Raw genomic sequence first — 17,518 nt, forward strand, 5'->3', positions numbered from 1 at the left:
AACAAAGCCAGATTTTGGTTTATGCTGACGAATAAATTAAAGAACTAGCTGGCCTTTTTATGTTTTTCCACGGCAACAAGGAGAAGTGAAATGGCGGCAGGAGTCATTCCTGATATTCGTGAGGCCTGTCCTATGGATGAAGGGCGAACTTTCTTTAGTTTTTCAACAACTTCATTTGAAAACCCTTTGATACCATCATAGTTAAAATTGTCCGGAACATGACGATGCTCAAGTTTTTTAAATTGCCCTATAAGCTGTTCCTGTCGTTTGATATACCCTTCGTACTTTATGGTTATTTCAACTGCTTCGACGACGTCAGGATCGTCCTCAGTTGCTCCATCTATAAATTGAGCCAAGTTGTGATACGAAACCTCAGGCCGTCGCAGCAGTTGTGCAAGTGACGAATTTGGTGCAAAACCTTCAATTGGAATGATGCCATCAAGATCCAAGCCAGATGACTTGGGAGGAGTGGCGTGAAGTCTTCGTATCTCACGTTCAATCCTTTCCTTTTTTTGTTGAAAGGTGTCAAATATGGCCTGAGAGACTAGCCCGATACGATATCCTTCCTCCATTAAACGGAAATCAGCATTATCCTCTCTAAGGAGCAACCGGTATTCAGCTCTAGACGTGAACATTCGATAAGGCTCACGTGCATCTTTTGTGATTAAATCATCAATTAATACGCCAATATATGCCTGAGACCTATCTAAAATTAGTGGGCTGGCATTCTTCACCTGAAGGGCAGCATTAATCCCTGCCATAATTCCTTGTGCGGCGGCTTCTTCATAGCCGGAAGTCCCATTTATTTGCCCGGCATGAAAGAGCCCCTTCACGAGTTTCGTTTCCAAGGTTTCATGAAGTTGTCGTGGCGGAAAGTAATCATATTCAATCGCATAGCCAGGCCTGAGAAAAATCGCCTGTTCAAGACCTGGTATGGTCCGGACAAATGCCTGCTGGACGTCTACCGGCAGGCTGGTAGAGATCCCGTTTGGATAAAATGAGCGTGACTCAAGCGTTTCAGGTTCCATGAAAATTTGATGTCTATTTTTATCAGCAAATCTGACGACTTTATCCTCAATAGATGGACAATATCGTGGACCGGTTGATTCAATGATTCCGCAATACATAGGAGACCGATCAAGATTTTCCCTTATAATTCGATGTGTTTCATCATTCGTATAGGTAATGTGGCAGTGAATTTGCGGGTTGGGAAGGGTCGTGGATCGAATTGAAAATGGTCGAGGGACCGAATCGCCAGGCTGCGGAATCATGACGTTGAAATCAATTGAATCTCGATCAATCCTCGGAGGGGTTCCTGTTTTTAGCCGTCCGATTTCAAAACCAAAGTCCCTCATGCAATCCGAAAGATTCTCCGCAGAAGGCTCACCAGCCCTTCCACCAGGAAGATGATTCAACCCAATATGCAAAAGACCCTTCAGAAAGGTCCCGGAAGTCAGCACAACCGCTTTAGTGAGAATGGTTTCTCCGCTATTGGTCATGACACCATTGACGGCCCCGCCCTGTGTAAGAATCCGATCAACTGTGCCCTGTATAATTGACAAATTATCCTGCCCGCTTACTGTATCCTGCATTCGATTGGCGTAAATTTGCTTGTCACATTGGACTCGTGTGGCGCGGACGGCCGGGCCTTTCCGCATATTGAGCACACGGAATTGAATGCCGGACTGATCGGTGTTCCATCCCATTTCTCCTCCGAGGGCATCGATTTCTTTAACGAGATGGCCCTTCCCGATCCCTCCAACAGCAGGATTGCATGGCATTGTGGCGATTTTTTTCAAATCGATAGTCAACATCACCACCCTACACCCCATCCTGGCGGCTGCAAGGGCAGCCTCACACCCTGCATGACCACCTCCGACGACGACAATGTCACATTTCATACTCATGAGTTAGTATTCTGTAATTTTAGGAAAAATTGGGAGGAATGACTTTTACTTCCCAATGCAAAACTCTCGAAAAATTTGGTCCAAAATATCTTCATTGGTGATCGCGCCGACAATTTCCCCAAGGGAATTAAGCGCAATCCGTAATTCTAATGCGACACACTCTGCAGAAAGCCCATCATCTATAGCTAAAATAGCGTTTTTCAAGGCCACTCCGGCATTGTGAAGAAGCGTCTTATGTCGCAGTCTTGATATGAGCACCGAATCATGGGCTTCAAATTGGCGACCCACAGCCAATGATTTAATGGCGTTTTTTAAACTATCGAGTCCTTCACCGGTTAATGCAGATACCTCAACATATTTTTTTTCTCCCGCAAAACCATCCTCAGAGCTTATTCTATTTTGGTTGACAATACTCTGAAGTTCCTTCAGGGAAAATTTTGCCGGCAAGTCAATTTTATTGAGAACCATGACGCAGGGCTTTTTGATATATTTTTCAATAAAACTTAAGTCTTTATCATTAGGTGATGAACTTCTATCAAATGACACAATCAACACATCTGCGTCTTCAATGGCCTGATTGGCTCGATTCATTCCCTCATTCTCTAATTCATCTGTCGTTTCTCGTAATCCGGCCGTATCGAAGAGTCGGATCATCACTCCTTCAACCATGATGGCCTCTTCAAGAACATCACGTGTGGTCCCGGGAATATGAGACACAATAGCTCGATTGGTGCCCAGTATGCCATTTAACAAACTGGACTTTCCCACATTGGGGCGTCCTACAATGACGGTGCGAATACCTTCACGTATCATTCGGCCTTCTTCGGCGGACTCCAACAGCTGCATTATTTCTTTCAAGATTTCCTGTGTATCCTGTTTCAATTCGCTCTGGTCAATAAACTGGATATCATCATCCACAAAATCCATTCCGGCTTCCAAGTGGGCAACGAGTTTCACGAGACGGTCCCGTTGCCGTTGTATGAGCAGAGATAACCTTCCCTGAAGGTGTTCCTGAGCCATCTTCAAACTCTGAAGGGAATTTGCTCGTATGGTATCTAAGACTCCCTCTGCTTGGGTTAAATCCAACCGCCCATTCAAAAAGCTCCGCTTGGTAAACTCACCAGGTTCTGCCAATCTGGCACCAGTCTGCGTTAAGGCTTCGCAAATGGCATTCACAATGACCGGTCCTCCATGTGCATGAACTTCTACAACATCTTCTCCTGTATAGGACCGGGGGGCTCGCATGGTCACAACCAGCACCTCATCCAATACTGAGGGAATCGCACTTCCCGCATTTTTGTCAGATTGAATAGGGTTCCAAATAAATTGGCCCAAAGACAACTGATAAGGCCTGACCTGTTCAAGAGGTTTACCCGAGCGTAATCGAAGAATACTTGCGGCGACGGAAAGGGCATGAACTCCACTAACCCGAACGATTCCCACACCCCCTTCGCCCATAGGGGTAGCCACGGCACAGATGGTGTCGTCTAAAGAGCCCATAGCTTAGACAGAGGCAAGGATTAGGATTTAGAGGAAGGATCCGAGGGAGATGATGAACGTTTCTTTTTCCCAGACTCCAAAGCAGATTCGCTCCCCTTTGAAGAAGGATCCGTAGACCCACCTCTCGGCTTTTTCAAAATATACCTGTCGGTCACAAATTGCTGAGTGACGGTCAGCACATTATTGGTCACCCAATATAACACCAAACCTGCGGGAAAGGTGACAAACAAAAAGGTCAAGCCAACAGGTAAAATCATCATCATTTTTGCCTGGGTGGGGTCCATGGTGGTGGGCATGATTTTTTGTTGGACGACCATGGAAATTCCCATCAGCACAGGCAGTACATAATATGGATCTTGGGCAGAAAGGTCTGTAACCCACAACATAAACGGGGCCTGCCGGAGATCGATCGTCATATACAAAATATTAAAGAGGGCAACAAACACGGGCATCTGCAACACCATGGGGAGACACCCACCGACAGGATTCACTTTATGCTCTTTGTAGAGCTTCATGAGTTCCGTGTTGAGTTTCTCTTTGTTGTCTTTGAGTTTTTCCTGAAGGGCCAGGACCTTAGGTTGAATGGTTTGCATCCCTTGCATGGACTTGTAGCTTTTGTATTGCAAGGGAACAAATAATAATTTAATTCCTAAGGTCAGTAAAATAATGGCCACACCATAATTATGGGTATAGTCATAAATGAACCGTAAAACTGAAAACAGCGGCTTCGCCACGGCTTTCACAATGCCCCAACTGCCATAAATAAACCATCCAAAATCAATGGTATCTTCCAACCCGATCTCAAAAGATTTCAGGACATCGTATTTTTTGGGACCAGCGTACAATCTAGTCTTATGGACTTGTTCCCCTGATCCCCCAGAAAGAGACATGCCCGCTGAGACAACCATTTCGGTTTCAAGTTTGGAAAACAGGCCGTTCGCATTTTCCGGGATAAAAACACTCATAAAGTATTTATCCTGAAGGGCCAACCATCTGACAGAACCATCGCGACGCAGGATCGGAGCATCCGCATCCGGAGACACTTTTTCCATTTCCTCCCCGACCATCCAGGCCGATCCCAGCAATCCAATGAATCCTTGACCCCATTCCACCACACCAAAATTGGTGCCCAACAGCACATCGATGTCCCCTGAAATACCCCGGGTACGAATGATGATATCCACCAAATAGGAATCGTAATGAAAGGTGAGTTCTTTTTGGACCCACAATTCGGAATCGGAAGAGGAATGGGTTAAAAGTACTTTACCGGTGGGATGCGCTTCATCTAATTCGTTAAAATCTTTTTGGACTTGAAAGTTCCCTTGACGAAGACGCTGGGTCTCCACTTCATTGCCTTTGATCTGCACGGTGAGTGGCCCGGGAAACTGCCCATTGGGATATACTAATTGGACGGGAACATGTTCCCCTGTCTGAGTGAGATATTTTTTTAACTCCCAGGAGCTTAAGACCCCTCCCTGGCCGGAAATACCAGCCCGGAAAAGCGGTGTCTCAACAACCACAACCTCTTCGGTAATAAGCGGCTCAGTAGAGGGATTAAAAGACGATATGGAATGTGGTTCAGATGAAGAAGAGGGGATGGTCTCTACATCCGCCCCTTTCGTCGGCAAACTCGTTTTAAGCTCTTGATCGATGATTGGACTGGTAGAGAAAGGAGAATATCCCAACTCCTTCAGGAGCAGGTCATACCCAAAGATAATTCCTAAGGAAAGAACAAGGAAAAGGACGACGCGCTTTTCCATTTTTCTAACTCGTGAGTCCCATTAAAGCTGGTGGTAATTAACAATTCAAACAAACGGAGGCAAAAAATTCGGCATTCAGGGAACCGGATCCAGCCCCCCGGGATGGAATGGATGACACTTGAGAATTCGGCTAGCCATTAATAACAAACCCTTTATTGCACCATGTTTATGGATAGCCTCTAAGCCATAATGAGAACAGGTTGGTTCAAAACGGCAACAAATTCCCATGAATGGGGATATCCCATATTGGTATCCTGCAATAATTTTTTTCAAAACCGAAGCTACCATGTTTTTTATTAAAGAAGACCTACTTGGGACAAGGTGCCCTTCCAGGTTTCCCCAATCTTCTGATATTTCGCTCCCAAAACCATGGTTTTGGGGTAAACGATGCAATGAAAACCACCCGCCATGTCAGAATGCGATTCTCTGACGAGTTCACGGAAAATCCGTTTCAGCCGATTTCTCGTCACGGCTTTTCCCACTCGTCGCCCGACGACGATTCCTATACGAGACGGATCATGATTGGGTACACGGCTAACAAGGAGGGTAAAAAATGGGTTCCGCACGACAGACCCATTGGCCTTCACTCCATCATATTCATATTTTTTCTTTAAAAAAAACGGGAAGCCCTCCCCTTACTCATCAGAAACCGTTAAGCGTTGCCGGCCCTTCTTCCGTCTGCGGGCAAGAACTTTCCGCCCATTCTTAGTGCTCATGCGTTTTCTAAACCCATGATCTCGTTTTCTTTTTAAATTAGAAGGCTGTCGATAGGTCATTGACACGGCGTTGTTCTCCTTTTAGCCATTTTCTTATGAACACGCCATTTTATGGAGGGAAAGAGTAAGAGTCAAACATATTTTCTCCTGCTTAAACTCACTTACCTCATTGATTCGTTGACTGGATTCTGACTGGAAGATATAGTCGGATTCTTTTTTCCTCAACATTTTCTTCAACAGAACAAGGCTTCCCGTGTTGCGCTCCATTAAGGGTCTTAAGGATATTTTACCTCAACAAACTCCTCAATGGCGCTATATGGAAAGCCTAGCCCATACGCTTGCCACCCAGTCCGGCTTCTCAGAAATACGTATTCCGATATTCGAGTCCACTGAACTCTATGCCCGGAGCATTGGAGGAGCAACAGATATTGTAGAAAAAGAAATGTACACCTTTCCTGATCGAGATGGGAGTTCTCTGACTTTACGTCCTGAGGGAACAGCGGGTGTGGTACGAGCTGTATTGGAGCACCATCTTCTTGAATCCCCTTCTACCAGAAAACTGTATTACCTTGGCCCGATGTTCCGTCATGAACGCCCACAAGCTGGTCGTTACCGACAATTTAACCAATTCGGGGTTGAAGCGTTTGGGACCGAAGATCCATTTATAGATGTGGAAGTGATTGCCCTTTTATGGAGATTCTTTTGTTCCCTGGGACTTAAAGACCTCACGTTGCATATCAATTCAATCGGCAACCCTCAAGACCGTGAAAACTATATTCAGGAACTCAAACGATTTATTTCGCCAAAATTAGAATTGCTCTGTGGTAACTGCCAGCGTCGGTTCTCCACAAACCCCTTAAGAATTCTTGATTGTAAGGTTCCTATCTGTCAGGAAGCGACCCAGGACGCTCCAGCTCTTTTCGACCATCTCTCCCCGGAATCAGCCTCTCATTTTAAAATCGTCCTCGACGGACTGACTTCTATAGATATCCCTTTTTCCATGAACAACAGATTAGTGAGAGGCCTGGATTATTACTCCCGTACGACCTTTGAAGTAACCACTCCGCACTTAGGCGCACAAAGCACCATTGGGGCTGGAGGACGTTATGACGGATTAGTTGCCTTACTCCATGGTCCATCCACCCCTGCCATAGGGTTTGCCGTGGGTCTAGAACGAGTCGCACTTCTCCTTTCAGAACACCTATCCACCCCACATCCGCCGTTATTTTTCCTGGCCGGTTTTGGAAAAGATGCTAAGCCGATAGCGTTTAAACTGCTTCACAAACTGCGAGAGGCGGGTATACGGGCAGACACAGACTATAAAAGTGTCAATCTAAAATCCCTTCTTCGATCCGCGGATAAGCTTGGAGCCAGTTATGCCATTATTCTGGGAGACGATGAAGCCCGTTCCGAAACGGCCATCCTCAGAAATATGACGACCAAAGCTCAGGAATCCGTGAAGCTAAAAGAAATTTCTCAAAAAATTCAATCATTAAACTCATAAATGGTGAGATAAGATATCTTGGGTTTTTTCTTGACATTTTTTTTACCTAATGATAGGGTTTTTTTCTTATTTTTCAATAAGAAACGATATTTTTTTATTCAAAAAATATCCTCCACATATTTCATTAACAAATCCAGTATTTTACGTATTCATCCAAGGTATAAATAAGGGATGCCAAAAAATCTGGTTATCCTTATCAGGGAAGACCCCACCCGCACACACCGGGCCTCCGAAGCTATGCGAATTGCGTTGGGACTATCAACCGGTCCCAATCCGATAAAGATTATTCTCTTAGACAATGCCAGGCAGTTAATTTCTGATGAGGCCTATGATCTTCCTGATGGGGAAATTCTTGAAAAATATCTCCCTTCTATCAAAAATTTAGAATTGCCAATTGTGGTACCTATAGGAAGCGGGAAAACCTTCTCATTCGATCAGGAATTTACGATTCAAGAGTCGACCCCATCTCAAATTGCTTCACTCGTTTCCCAAGCAGATCGAGTCCTAACCTTTTAACGGTATCGCTCATGAGGAATATTTTATATATCTGTACGAAAAATCAGCATGACTGGAATTCTTTTATCCCGGAACCAGCTCCTTCTCTATCGGAGATAGATCTATCGGTCCTGCTCCTGCAAAATGGATTGAGTTTACCGGATATTCCAACCTCCCAGGTCTTTGTCTTAGGCCATGAAGGAGAAAGAGGAGAGGATTCCAGTCCCTATGAGCCAATTTCCTATCAGGGATTTTTGGAAAAAATATTTCTGGCGGATTTGGCTTTGGTGATCTAACTATCCCTCTTCTTCTTTGTTATAAAATAAGAAAAAGAAATAGTAGGAGTAGTGGTAGTAGGCATAGGGAATAGTGGGGATAATAGCTCTTGAAATTTAAAACTCCTTTAAATTTGGGTATGGAAAGTCGTTTGAGTTTTAAAAATATCGGGGTGGAAGTTGTGGATAGAGGGCATGAAGTTTATGGTAGAGGGTGTTGATAGGAATTGGAGCGGGTCTAATAATATATGGCAGGATCATGATTGGTGTCATTACTATTAACATCTGTGAATAGAATTGTGAATAAGTTGAATTTACCTAATATTAACAATGATAAAGTTTGGGTGGACGTGTTGAATTTTGTCAGCCCTCGTGTGGGGGACGACACAATTGAAACATGGTTTCAGCCTTTGGTTCTAGAGAGTCTTAATGAAGATCAAGCTCATATCCGTGTTCCAAATAGATTTTTTGGAGAATGGTTAGGTAGAAACTATAAAGATTTACTCAAAGAAGCCTTTCAGTTTGTCGAAGGAGTGAATCCAGTAGAGATTATTTTTGTCATGAAAGAGCAGGATGGGGAAGGGAAGCCTTTGCCAGAGTTTAAAGCGGAAGTTCGGGAAACCCGTGGGCCCGTTCAACTTCAACGGGTGAGGCGGCAACCTCTTCCTAATCCTAAATATACCTTTAAAAATTTCGTGGTGGGCGCGAGTAATCAGTTTGCACATGCGGCATGTCTGGCTGTAGCGGAATCACCTGCCAAAGCGTATAACCCATTATTCATTTATGGCGGTGTGGGGTTGGGAAAGACACATCTTCTCAATTCTATTGGGAATTATATTGCCGATCATGGTGATCTTCGTATTGCGTATGTCACGACAGAGCAATTTACCAATGAGGTCATTAATTCCATCCGCTATGACAAAATGATTGATTTGAGAAGGCGATATAGAAATGTGGACATGCTGCTCATTGACGATATTCAATTTTTAGCAGGAAAAGAACGCACCCAAGAGGAATTTTTTCACACATTTAATTCTCTCTATGAAGCTGGAAAACAGATCGTGTTGTCGAGTGATCGTTTTCCCAAAGAAATGCCCTCAATGGAGGAACGGCTTCGGTCCCGGTTTGAGTGGGGACTAATTGCAGATCTTCAACCACCTGATGTTGAAACTCGAATCGCCATTCTCCGAAAAAAATCGGAGGAAGAAGGTATTGCGATTAATGAGGATGTCATCCAGCTGTTGGCGGCAAATTTAAAAAGCAATATTCGCGAGATTGAGGGTGCACTCATTCGGTTGGGTGCCTATGCGTCTCTCACGGGTCAAAAAATCACTGTGGATATGGCAAAACATATTCTCCGTGATCTCCTCGGTGGAAAACGGAAGGTGATTACGACCGAGGATATACAAGAAGTGGTCGCCAACCGCTTCCATGTCAAGATATCCGACTTGAAGTCGAAACGACGGACGAAAACGTTAGTCTATCCTCGCCAAATTGCCATGTTTCTCAGCCGGGATATGACGGAATCCTCCTTTCCGGAAATTGGAAGAGATTTCGGGGGAAAAGACCACACAACAATTATTCATGCCTGTAAGCAAATGCAGAAGGCTCAGGAAACGGATTCCACTCTTCGAGCCACCATCGAAAGCCTGAAGGAAGAAATCGGCAAGGGATAGAACCACCGTTCATAGGAAACTTATGAAAATTCAAATTACCAGGGAGGATTTGTTAACTGCACTTCAACGGGTGCAGGGTGTGGTGGAGAAGCGGAACACCATGCCTATCCTGGCGAATATTCTTTTAGAGGCCAAGCCGGAAGGCTTGGATATTGTGGCGACGGATTTAGAGATTGGCATGAGAGGATTATATAAAGCCACGGTCCATGAGCCGGGGTCGGTCACATTTTCCGCTCGAACCCTTTTTGATATTTTAAAAGAGATCAGACATTCCGACATTGAATTGGTCGTGGGTGAAAATAATTGGGTGACGGTGAAGGCCGGGAAAAGCCAATTTCGTGTGGTGGGCTTACCCAGTAAGGATTATCCTGCCCTTCCAACTATTGAACGGGAAGGGTTGATGGCGCTCCCTGCTCAAGGGTTGTTGCAGCTCCTGAAAAAGACGGTATTTGCCGTGGGTGAAAAAGATACACGATATGTGTTGAACGGGCTTCTTCTCACCCTGATTCCTTCAGGAGCCACGGTGACACTTCGTCTGGTAGGCACCGATGGCCATAGATTAGCCTGGGCTGAGCAGGAGGTGACTCCCGAGAAAGCCGCTATCCCGTCAGCAGAAATTAAGGTCATTATTCCAAAGAAAGCTGCCATAGAAATCCGGCGACTCTTGGAGGAAGACGACGAACAACCGTTCCTTGGGTTTACGAAAAATATGTTAATCTTTCGGAAAAGCGGATTGGTGTTAACCTCCCGGATAATGGAAGGGACCTATCCCAACTACCAGCAGGTGGTACCGAAAGAAAGCTCCAAAAAAATCACCGTGAATAAGTCCGATTTGGAGGGTGCCCTTCGAAGAGTCGCCATCCTTTCGAAAGATAAGGCCCATGCCGTGAAACTGTCCATCAACCCGGATCACATTCATCTTTCTTCAAAGAGTCCAGATTTAGGAGAAGCGGATGAAGACATTCCGGCTAAATTTGTGGGAGAAAGCTTTTCTACCGGATTCAACGCCAGATATTTCCTGGATGTGTTATCTGTTATTGAAACGGAATCGCTGACCCTTCAAATGGAAACACCCTTAAGTCCGTGTTTGATTCAGGAGCAGGGAAATCCCACGTTTAAAGCCGTGGTGATGCCCGTGAAGGTTTAACGGATTTGATCTAACAGACATTCCTTCTTCCACACGCAGTCAAAGCCTAAAATTGTATGGAATCCGCAAAAGACCCTAGCCAAGAATCTGCCCACTCAGCAGACCGCCAACATTCTGATGTTCGGTACGATGCCGATCAGATCCGTGTCCTGGAAGGACTGGAGGCGGTTCAAAAACGCCCCGCCATGTATATTGGCAGCACGGGGGTCGATGGCCTGCACCATATGGTATACGAGGTTGTTGATAACAGTGTGGATGAACACATGGCCGGCTATGGAAATGAAATACAGGTCGTGCTGCAGGTGGATGGCAGTGTCCTGGTCTCGGATAATGGAAGAGGCATTCCCACCGGCATGCATTCCACCCAGAAAAAATCGGCCGCCGAAGTCGCATTAACAGTCCTCCATGCCGGCGGAAAGTTTGAGGAGGGTGCCTACAAGGTGTCGGGAGGGTTACATGGTGTAGGGATATCGGTCGTGAATGCGCTCTCCGAATGGCTGGAATTGGAAATTTGGCAAAATGGGGAAGTATTCGAACAACGGTATCATCGCGGGAAGCCCCAGACCCCATTAACGGTCGCGGGGATCACCAAAAAACGCGGAACGAAAGTGGTATTTAGGCCGGATCCCCTCATTTTTGAAACTGTCGAATTCAGTTTTGATGTGTTGGCGCAACGACTTCGTGAATTGGCCTTTCTCAATAAAGGGTTGGAGATCTGTTTAAAGGATGACCGGGCGGGAAAAGAAAAAGAGCAGGTGTTTTGTTACATAGGAGGAATCGTCTCCTTTGTCGAACACCTGAATGAAGCCAAATCTCCTATTCATCCTCCCATTGTTGTGGAAGTGGAAAAGCCGGAAATGATTCTCCAGTTGGCCCTTCAATATAACGAAGGGTATTCGGAAAATTTGTATTCCTTTGCCAATAATATTAATACCCGTGAGGGCGGCACGCATCTCATCGGATTTAAGTCCGCCTTGACGCGCACTATCAATAGTTACGCGACCGCCAATGATTTGTTTAAAAAAGATTCGGAATCGCTGAGCGGAGAAGATGTGAGAGAAGGCCTGACCGCCGTGGTGAGTGTGAAAATCCGCAATCCGCAATTTGAGGGCCAGACCAAAGCCAAATTGGGCAATAGTGAGGTCAAGGGCATTGTGGAGTCGGCCGTCAATGAAGCCTTAGGATCGTACCTTGAAGAAAATCCAGGCGTCGCAAAAAAAATTGTTGGAAAGTCCGTGGATGCGGCGAGGGCCAGGGAAGCCGCAAGAAAAGCCAAAGAGCTGATTCGCAGAAAAGGCGCGTTGGATGGCGGGTCACTTCCAGGAAAATTGGCCGACTGCTCCGAAAAAGATCCGCAATTCAGTGAACTGTATCTCGTAGAGGGTGATTCGGCAGGCGGGTCCGCGAAACAGGGGCGTGATCGACGCTCACAAGCCATCCTTCCACTCAAGGGCAAGATCCTGAATGTCGAAAAGGCCAGGTTTGATAAAATGCTCGCCAGTGAGGAAATCCGAACACTTATTATGGCGATCGGAACCGGAATCGGGCGGCCACGGGAGGATGCTGAAAAAGGTAAGGAAGATAAAGACGCCTTTGATATCAATCGAGCCCGGTACCACAAAATCATTATCATGACCGATGCGGACGTCGATGGCAGCCATATCCGGACCCTGCTCCTGACCTTCTTTTTCCGGCAAATGCCGGAACTCATCGAGCGAGGCTATATCTACATTGCCCAGCCTCCCTTGTTTAAGGTCAAAAAAGGGAAGGGAGAAAAGTATCTCAAAGACGAAGCGGCGATGAATACCTATCTGTCCAATCTCGCTGTGGAGGATACGCAACTCTTTCTTCCGGAACAAAACGAATTTGTGACCAGAGATGAACTCATCCCGATTTTAAATAAGCTGGTGGCCTTTGAGGGGCTCTTAACCCGTCAGGGTCAAAAGCAAATAGAACCGGCGCTGCTCCGGGTGTTGGTGGATTTTCCGCAATTAACGAAAGATCTGTTAAAAAACCGTGGCGACTTGGAAGTATTGATTGAGGAGGCCACCCGTCGGCTTCGCCTGGCGTTCCCTGAAGGCACCGTGGATCTGACGATTCAGACCGATGAAGAGCATCAGGCTCACCACATCCTATGCCGGGTGGCTGGGAATGGCAGTCAGAAATTTTTGAACCTGACTCACGACATGGTGGGATCTGCAGATTTCAGGGAATTACAAAAGATCTCTCCATCCGCGTTGGGGTTGGGACCACCACCCTATCGCTTAAAACGCAAAGAAATCGAATCGGAATTTTCCACCAGTCAGGGTCTCGTGGCAGAGTTTTTGGAAACCGGGAAAAAGGGCATGTCCATTCAGCGCTACAAGGGTTTGGGCGAGATGAATCCGACGCAACTGTGGGACACCACAATGAATCCGGAAACCCGCAGTCTCCTGCAGGTGACATTAGAAGATACCACCGGAGTGGATGAAATCTTTACCATTTTGATGGGTGATGAGGTCGAGCCACGCCGGAATTTCATTCAAAAACATGCCCTGGAAGTTCGAAATTTGGATGTCTAACAGGAGCCTTCATGTGGTTGTGTGGCCCCTGTTGACCCAGAGCAAATCTAATCAAAGTGCAGAACATGAAGTGCGATGATTCATTTCGAGGAGTGACGTATGCCGGTTGAACCACGTCTGACGCAAGTCGCCATTGAAGATGAAATGCGTTTGTCCTATTTGGACTACGCCATGAGCGTCATTGTCGGACGGGCATTGCCGGACGTGCGAGACGGACTTAAGCCGGTTCATCGGCGCATCCTGTATGGCATGAATGAAATGAGTCTGGGTTCCGGGAAGCCCTACAGGAAATCCGCAAAAATTGTCGGCGAAATCATGGGTAACTATCACCCGCATGGTGATTCGGCCATTTACGACACGTTGGTCCGGATGGCCCAGGATTTCAATATGCGGTATCCCCTCGTGGATGGCCAGGGAAACTATGGGTCGGTCGATGGCGATCCTCCGGCAGCCATGCGCTACACCGAAGCCCGCTTAACCAAGCTGGCCGAGGAAATGCTGGTTGATATTGACCGGGAGACCGTCAACTTTACTCCGACGTATGATGAGTCGTCCCAAGAGCCCGTTGTGTTGCCGGCTCGTATTCCGAATCTATTAGTAAATGGAGCAGGAGGAATTGCGGTCGGATATGCCACCAATATTCCTACACATAATCTGGGCGAAGTCGTCGCCGCGTTGATTGCCCTTATTGAGCGACCCGAAGTGACCATTCAGGAGCTCATGGAATTTATTCCCGGGCCTGATTTTCCCACGGCCGGATTTATCTATGGCACGCAAGGGATCAAAGACGCCTATGAAACGGGACGTGGTCTCCTGTCTCTTCGGGCGAAGGCGGACATAGAGGTTGATGAACGCACCGACCGTGCGCGGATCATCGTGACGGAACTGCCCTACCAGGTGAACAAAGCCAAACTGATAGAAAAGATCGCAGACCTCATCCACGAAAAACGAGTGGAAGGGATTTCCGATCTTCGCGACGAATCTGACCGGGATGGACTCCGCGTGGTGATCGAACTCAAGAGAAATGAAAACGCGGCGGTCTTACTGAATCAATTATATAAACACACCCAGATGCAAACGACCTTCGGGGTCATCATGTTGGCCTTGGTGGGGAACCGTCCTGAGGTGTTAACCCTCAAACAGATTTTGGCCGCGTTTCTCGAACATCGTAAAGAAGTGGTGATTCGCCGGACCGCATACGACCTTCGCAAAGCCGAAGAGCGGGCCCACATCTTAGAGGGCTTAAGACGTGCCTTAGAGTTCCTGGATGAGGTCATTGCCCTCATTCGTGGAGCGTCTTCTCCGGAAACCGCCCGCCAGGGACTGATGAGCCAGTTTGCCTTGAGTGAGGTGCAAGCCACCGCCATTCTGGAAATGCGGTTGCAGCGCCTGACCCAATTGGAACAGGACAAGCTGACGCAGGAATATAACGAACTGGTCTCCCGCATTGCCCATTTGCGCACCATCTTAGCGTCTGATGCGATGGTGCAACAAATCGTGAAACAGGAATTAATAGAAATCAAAGAGCAATATTCCGATGAGCGAAGAACGCAGATCCTCCCGGCCGAAGCCGAGTTACAAATGGAAGATCTCATCGCCGAAGAAGAAGTCGTCGTCACCATTACGCATGCCGGGTATATTAAGCGAAATGCCGTGTCCATTTATCGGGCCCAACGCCGTGGCGGAAAAGGGAAAGTCGGCATGGGGGTCAAAGAAGAGGACTTCGTCGAACAAATCTTTACGGCCTCAACCCATGATTACCTGTTGTTCTTTACCGATGCCGGTCGGGTGTACTGGCTCAAAGTGTATCAGTTGCCGGATGTCGGGCGGTCCAGCAAAGGGAAAGCCATTGTAAATTTGTTGACCATCAGCCAGGGCGAGCGGGTCACCGCGACCCTGCCGGTCCGGGTGTTTGCCGAAGACCAGTATGTGGTGATGGCCACGCAAAAAGGCTATATCAAAAAAACCGATCTGGCCGCATTCAGCCATCCCCGGCAGGGCGGGATTATTGCGTTGACCCTGGAGGAAGGCGACCGGCTCATCGGCGTCGATATCACCGATGGCACGAGAGAAATTCTTCTGGGCACCCGAATGGGCATTGTCATTCGTTTTCGTGAGGAAGATGTCCGTCCGGTGGGACGAACGGCCCGCGGAGTCAGGGGTATCACCTTGGCGAAGACTAATGAGGTCATCGGGATGGTCACGATTACCAGTGAAACGCAATCCTCAATTCTGACCGTCACTGAACGCGGATATGGGAAACGGACGCAGGTCGAGGAATATCGGCTCCAATCACGGGCGGGCAAGGGCGTCATCAGTGTCAAAGTCACAGAGAAAAACGGGCCGGCCATCTCGTTCCATCAAGTTTGGGAAACCGATGAAATCATGCTCATGTCCGCCGAGGGCATGATTCTTCGCACCCGCATGGGGGATATCAGGGAAATTGGGCGCAATGCCCAAGGAGTTCGGCTGATCCACTTGCCCGATGAGGATCGAGTGGTCGGTGTAGCGAAACTCGCCGAGACAGATGAAGGCGATCTAACGGAACCCGATGAACTCAATGGCGAGATGCCGGACGAACCGGCCGCCTCAACGGAATAAGTTCACGCGCCCTTCTCCAAACAGCAAACCGAAGACGTTGGTGTGTTTCGAGATGACCAGAGAAAATGAACGGCCATCAACAATACGGCAATCTCCATCCTTGGTAAGGAGAGATGCAAGAAACAGTGAGGCCGTGCAAGGGATGGTAGATCGAACTGCCGTTCACTTGCTCGTTCTTCCCCCATCGCTCCCCTACCGACTCTTCACCTGGAAAACGGGAGGAAGCAGGAAAAAGAGATTGCATGTGGGAAGGTCGTAGGGTTGGATTTCCCTCACAAAGCCTCTGAGCCACCAGCAAGACGCAAAAAGTTAGACCCCATCGTCATCATGGGATTAGGCATTTTGATCGGAGGAGTCTGTGTCATCTCCTTCGGTATGTTCCTCTCAAGGCCAGACCGCACCATCCCGCCCTATAGTATCGGTGCTCAAGAGGGGTCGTTGGTGGCCGTCCACGTCCCTTCCTATACCAGTGATCCCGAAATAAAAACCCTGGTTATGCGGTTTGGCGATGTCGGCCGGGCCACCCGTGATTTCGCGGACATGAAAATCCGCCCAACCACTCCGGACGATCCTCGCGGACGATACCAAGCTCTACAAGTCATCATTTTTTCGGATCCATTCTGGACGGAACCGGATAATCTTCATCGGTATGTCGCCAATGAGGCCGATGACGCTTCGGAAAAGACCTTTGGGCAAAACTTTGAAGAGGCCGTTCGAGCAGGCTATCGTGCCGATGCCCAAGGTCAGGCGGGATGGATCGGTCCCTGGAACCGGAGCGGTTCAACGCATCGAACGCTTACGATGCAGTGGGTGTTTCAAGAATCGTGGGAGGAGGCGAGCTCTAAACCTCAGGCTTCTTCGCTGGCTCCGTAGTGGAGGGCGGTGGTTCAGCCAGGGCTTTAGTGATAGTCTGAGAGAGGATGGTTTGTAGGTCAGGATTATTCAGCCGTTTGGCCAAGCCAATGGCAAAGGGCGATGATTCACCGACAAATGGAGGAGGGTCTTGGGGTATCGGATCTGGTTGAGGCGGAGCCTGTGGAATGGAGCCGATACGTAGGACGACCTCGGTTAAGGCCAGTTCCGGCATCATCGAGTGAATCGCTTCCAAAATGGCCGGTTTCAAAAACATGAGCTGCTGAAGCCAAATGGAGTTATCCGCCACCAGGTGCAATTTTTTAAAGCGGATACTCTCAGGGTAGGAATGTTTAGCCATCGTCGCACCCACAAGGTGTTCCCACTCTTGTTGGAGTTGAACCTCAGAAAGTTTGAGGCCGAGCGGATTACCCTTGGAAAAATCTTGAATAAGGCTCTGGATCGATTCAAAGTAACTCATGGTGAAAATATTGTATCGTATCGTCCCGAAGGATTCATCCTTC

14 protein-coding genes and 1 pseudogene are annotated in these 17,518 nt (G+C 47.5%); 8 read left to right on the plus strand and 7 right to left on the minus strand.

All coding sequences use genetic code 11. From position 1 onward, the window contains the following. Positions 1-44: 44 nt before the first annotated feature. From mnmG to rpmH, 6 genes and pseudogenes are all read right to left on the minus strand, one after another. Positions 45-1,907, minus strand: a complete 1,863-nt coding sequence (gene mnmG / locus AAH187_RS05335) for a tRNA uridine-5-carboxymethylaminomethyl(34) synthesis enzyme MnmG (RefSeq protein WP_342347401.1) — start codon at positions 1,905-1,907, stop codon at positions 45-47. 45 nt (positions 1,908-1,952) lie between these two features. Next, positions 1,953-3,407, minus strand: a complete 1,455-nt coding sequence (gene mnmE / locus AAH187_RS05340; protein ID WP_342347402.1) for a tRNA uridine-5-carboxymethylaminomethyl(34) synthesis GTPase MnmE — start codon at positions 3,405-3,407, stop codon at positions 1,953-1,955. 20 nt (positions 3,408-3,427) lie between these two features. After that, positions 3,428-5,167, minus strand: coding sequence for a membrane protein insertase YidC (gene yidC / locus AAH187_RS05345; protein ID WP_342347403.1), 1,740 nt, complete (start codon positions 5,165-5,167; stop codon positions 3,428-3,430). A gap of 75 nt (positions 5,168-5,242) precedes the next feature. Next, positions 5,243-5,455 carry a membrane protein insertion efficiency factor YidD gene (gene yidD / locus AAH187_RS05350; protein WP_342347404.1) on the minus strand — a complete coding sequence of 71 codons (213 nt, stop codon included), beginning with the start codon at positions 5,453-5,455 and terminating at the stop codon, positions 5,243-5,245. 8 nt (positions 5,456-5,463) lie between these two features. Then, positions 5,464-5,769 (minus strand): annotated as a pseudogene (gene rnpA, locus AAH187_RS05355) (ribonuclease P protein component); the annotation flags it as partial. A 33-nt stretch (positions 5,770-5,802) separates the two neighbouring features. After that, positions 5,803-5,949 (minus strand): 50S ribosomal protein L34, encoded by a 147-nt coding sequence (gene rpmH / locus AAH187_RS05360; RefSeq protein ID WP_342347405.1) that lies wholly within the window; start codon positions 5,947-5,949, stop codon positions 5,803-5,805. Positions 5,950-6,136: 187 nt separating this feature from the next. Here rpmH and hisS point away from each other — a divergent pair, with 187 nt between their 5' ends. The 8 genes from hisS to AAH187_RS05400 all read left to right on the plus strand — a co-directional run bounded on the left by hisS (position 6,137) and on the right by AAH187_RS05400 (position 17,015). Continuing rightward, positions 6,137-7,387 (plus strand): histidine--tRNA ligase, encoded by a 1,251-nt coding sequence (gene hisS, locus AAH187_RS05365; protein WP_342347406.1) that lies wholly within the window; start codon positions 6,137-6,139, stop codon positions 7,385-7,387. A gap of 171 nt (positions 7,388-7,558) precedes the next feature. Next, a complete protein-coding gene (locus tag AAH187_RS05370) occupies positions 7,559-7,903 on the plus strand; it encodes a DsrE family protein (protein ID WP_342347407.1) in 345 nt (114 codons plus the stop codon). Between the two features lie 11 nt (positions 7,904-7,914). Next, positions 7,915-8,178 (plus strand): hypothetical protein, encoded by a 264-nt coding sequence (locus tag AAH187_RS05375; protein WP_342347408.1) that lies wholly within the window; start codon positions 7,915-7,917, stop codon positions 8,176-8,178. 278 nt (positions 8,179-8,456) lie between these two features. Further along, positions 8,457-9,833: a chromosomal replication initiator protein DnaA gene (dnaA, locus tag AAH187_RS05380; RefSeq protein WP_342347409.1), complete on the plus strand. Its 1,377-nt coding sequence runs from the start codon at positions 8,457-8,459 to the stop codon at positions 9,831-9,833. A 22-nt stretch (positions 9,834-9,855) separates the two neighbouring features. After that, positions 9,856-10,980: a DNA polymerase III subunit beta gene (dnaN, locus tag AAH187_RS05385; protein ID WP_342347410.1), complete on the plus strand. Its 1,125-nt coding sequence runs from the start codon at positions 9,856-9,858 to the stop codon at positions 10,978-10,980. 56 nt (positions 10,981-11,036) lie between these two features. Next, the gene (gene gyrB / locus AAH187_RS05390; RefSeq protein WP_342347411.1) at positions 11,037-13,541 is read left to right on the plus strand and encodes a DNA topoisomerase (ATP-hydrolyzing) subunit B; all 2,505 of its coding nucleotides are present in this window, start codon (positions 11,037-11,039) and stop codon (positions 13,539-13,541) included. Positions 13,542-13,640: 99 nt separating this feature from the next. Then, positions 13,641-16,142 carry a DNA gyrase subunit A gene (gene gyrA, locus AAH187_RS05395; RefSeq protein ID WP_342347412.1) on the plus strand — a complete coding sequence of 834 codons (2,502 nt, stop codon included), beginning with the start codon at positions 13,641-13,643 and terminating at the stop codon, positions 16,140-16,142. Positions 16,143-16,403: 261 nt separating this feature from the next. Further along, positions 16,404-17,015 carry a hypothetical protein gene (locus tag AAH187_RS05400; RefSeq protein WP_342347413.1) on the plus strand — a complete coding sequence of 204 codons (612 nt, stop codon included), beginning with the start codon at positions 16,404-16,406 and terminating at the stop codon, positions 17,013-17,015. On the opposite strand, the gene AAH187_RS05405 is transcribed toward AAH187_RS05400, so the two are convergent. Next, positions 16,984-17,518, minus strand: a 535-nt coding sequence (locus AAH187_RS05405) for a DUF721 domain-containing protein (RefSeq protein ID WP_342347414.1), incomplete at its 5' end; no start/stop codon positions are given. The two genes, AAH187_RS05400 and AAH187_RS05405, sit on opposite strands and share 32 nt — an antisense overlap.

Source organism: uncultured Nitrospira sp. (genome assembly GCA_902500695.1).
Taxonomy (GTDB): Bacteria; Nitrospirota; Nitrospiria; order Nitrospirales; family UBA8639; genus Nitrospira_E.

Excerpts from the sequence above, each read along its gene's own strand:
- mnmG (WP_342347401.1), bottom strand. The coding sequence starts at position 1,907 with ATGAGTATGAAATGTGACATTGTCGTCGTCGGAGGTGGTCATGCAGGG.
- mnmE (WP_342347402.1), bottom strand. The coding sequence starts at position 3,407 with ATGGGCTCTTTAGACGACACCATCTGTGCCGTGGCTACCCCTATGGGC.
- yidC (WP_342347403.1), bottom strand. The coding sequence starts at position 5,167 with ATGGAAAAGCGCGTCGTCCTTTTCCTTGTTCTTTCCTTAGGAATTATC.
- yidD (WP_342347404.1), bottom strand. The coding sequence starts at position 5,455 with ATGGTAGCTTCGGTTTTGAAAAAAATTATTGCAGGATACCAATATGGG.
- AAH187_RS05370 (WP_342347407.1), top strand. The coding sequence starts at position 7,559 with ATGCCAAAAAATCTGGTTATCCTTATCAGGGAAGACCCCACCCGCACA.
- AAH187_RS05375 (WP_342347408.1), top strand. The coding sequence starts at position 7,915 with ATGAGGAATATTTTATATATCTGTACGAAAAATCAGCATGACTGGAAT.
- dnaN (WP_342347410.1), top strand. The coding sequence starts at position 9,856 with ATGAAAATTCAAATTACCAGGGAGGATTTGTTAACTGCACTTCAACGG.
- gyrB (WP_342347411.1), top strand. The coding sequence starts at position 11,037 with ATGGAATCCGCAAAAGACCCTAGCCAAGAATCTGCCCACTCAGCAGAC.
- gyrA (WP_342347412.1), top strand. The coding sequence starts at position 13,641 with ATGCCGGTTGAACCACGTCTGACGCAAGTCGCCATTGAAGATGAAATG.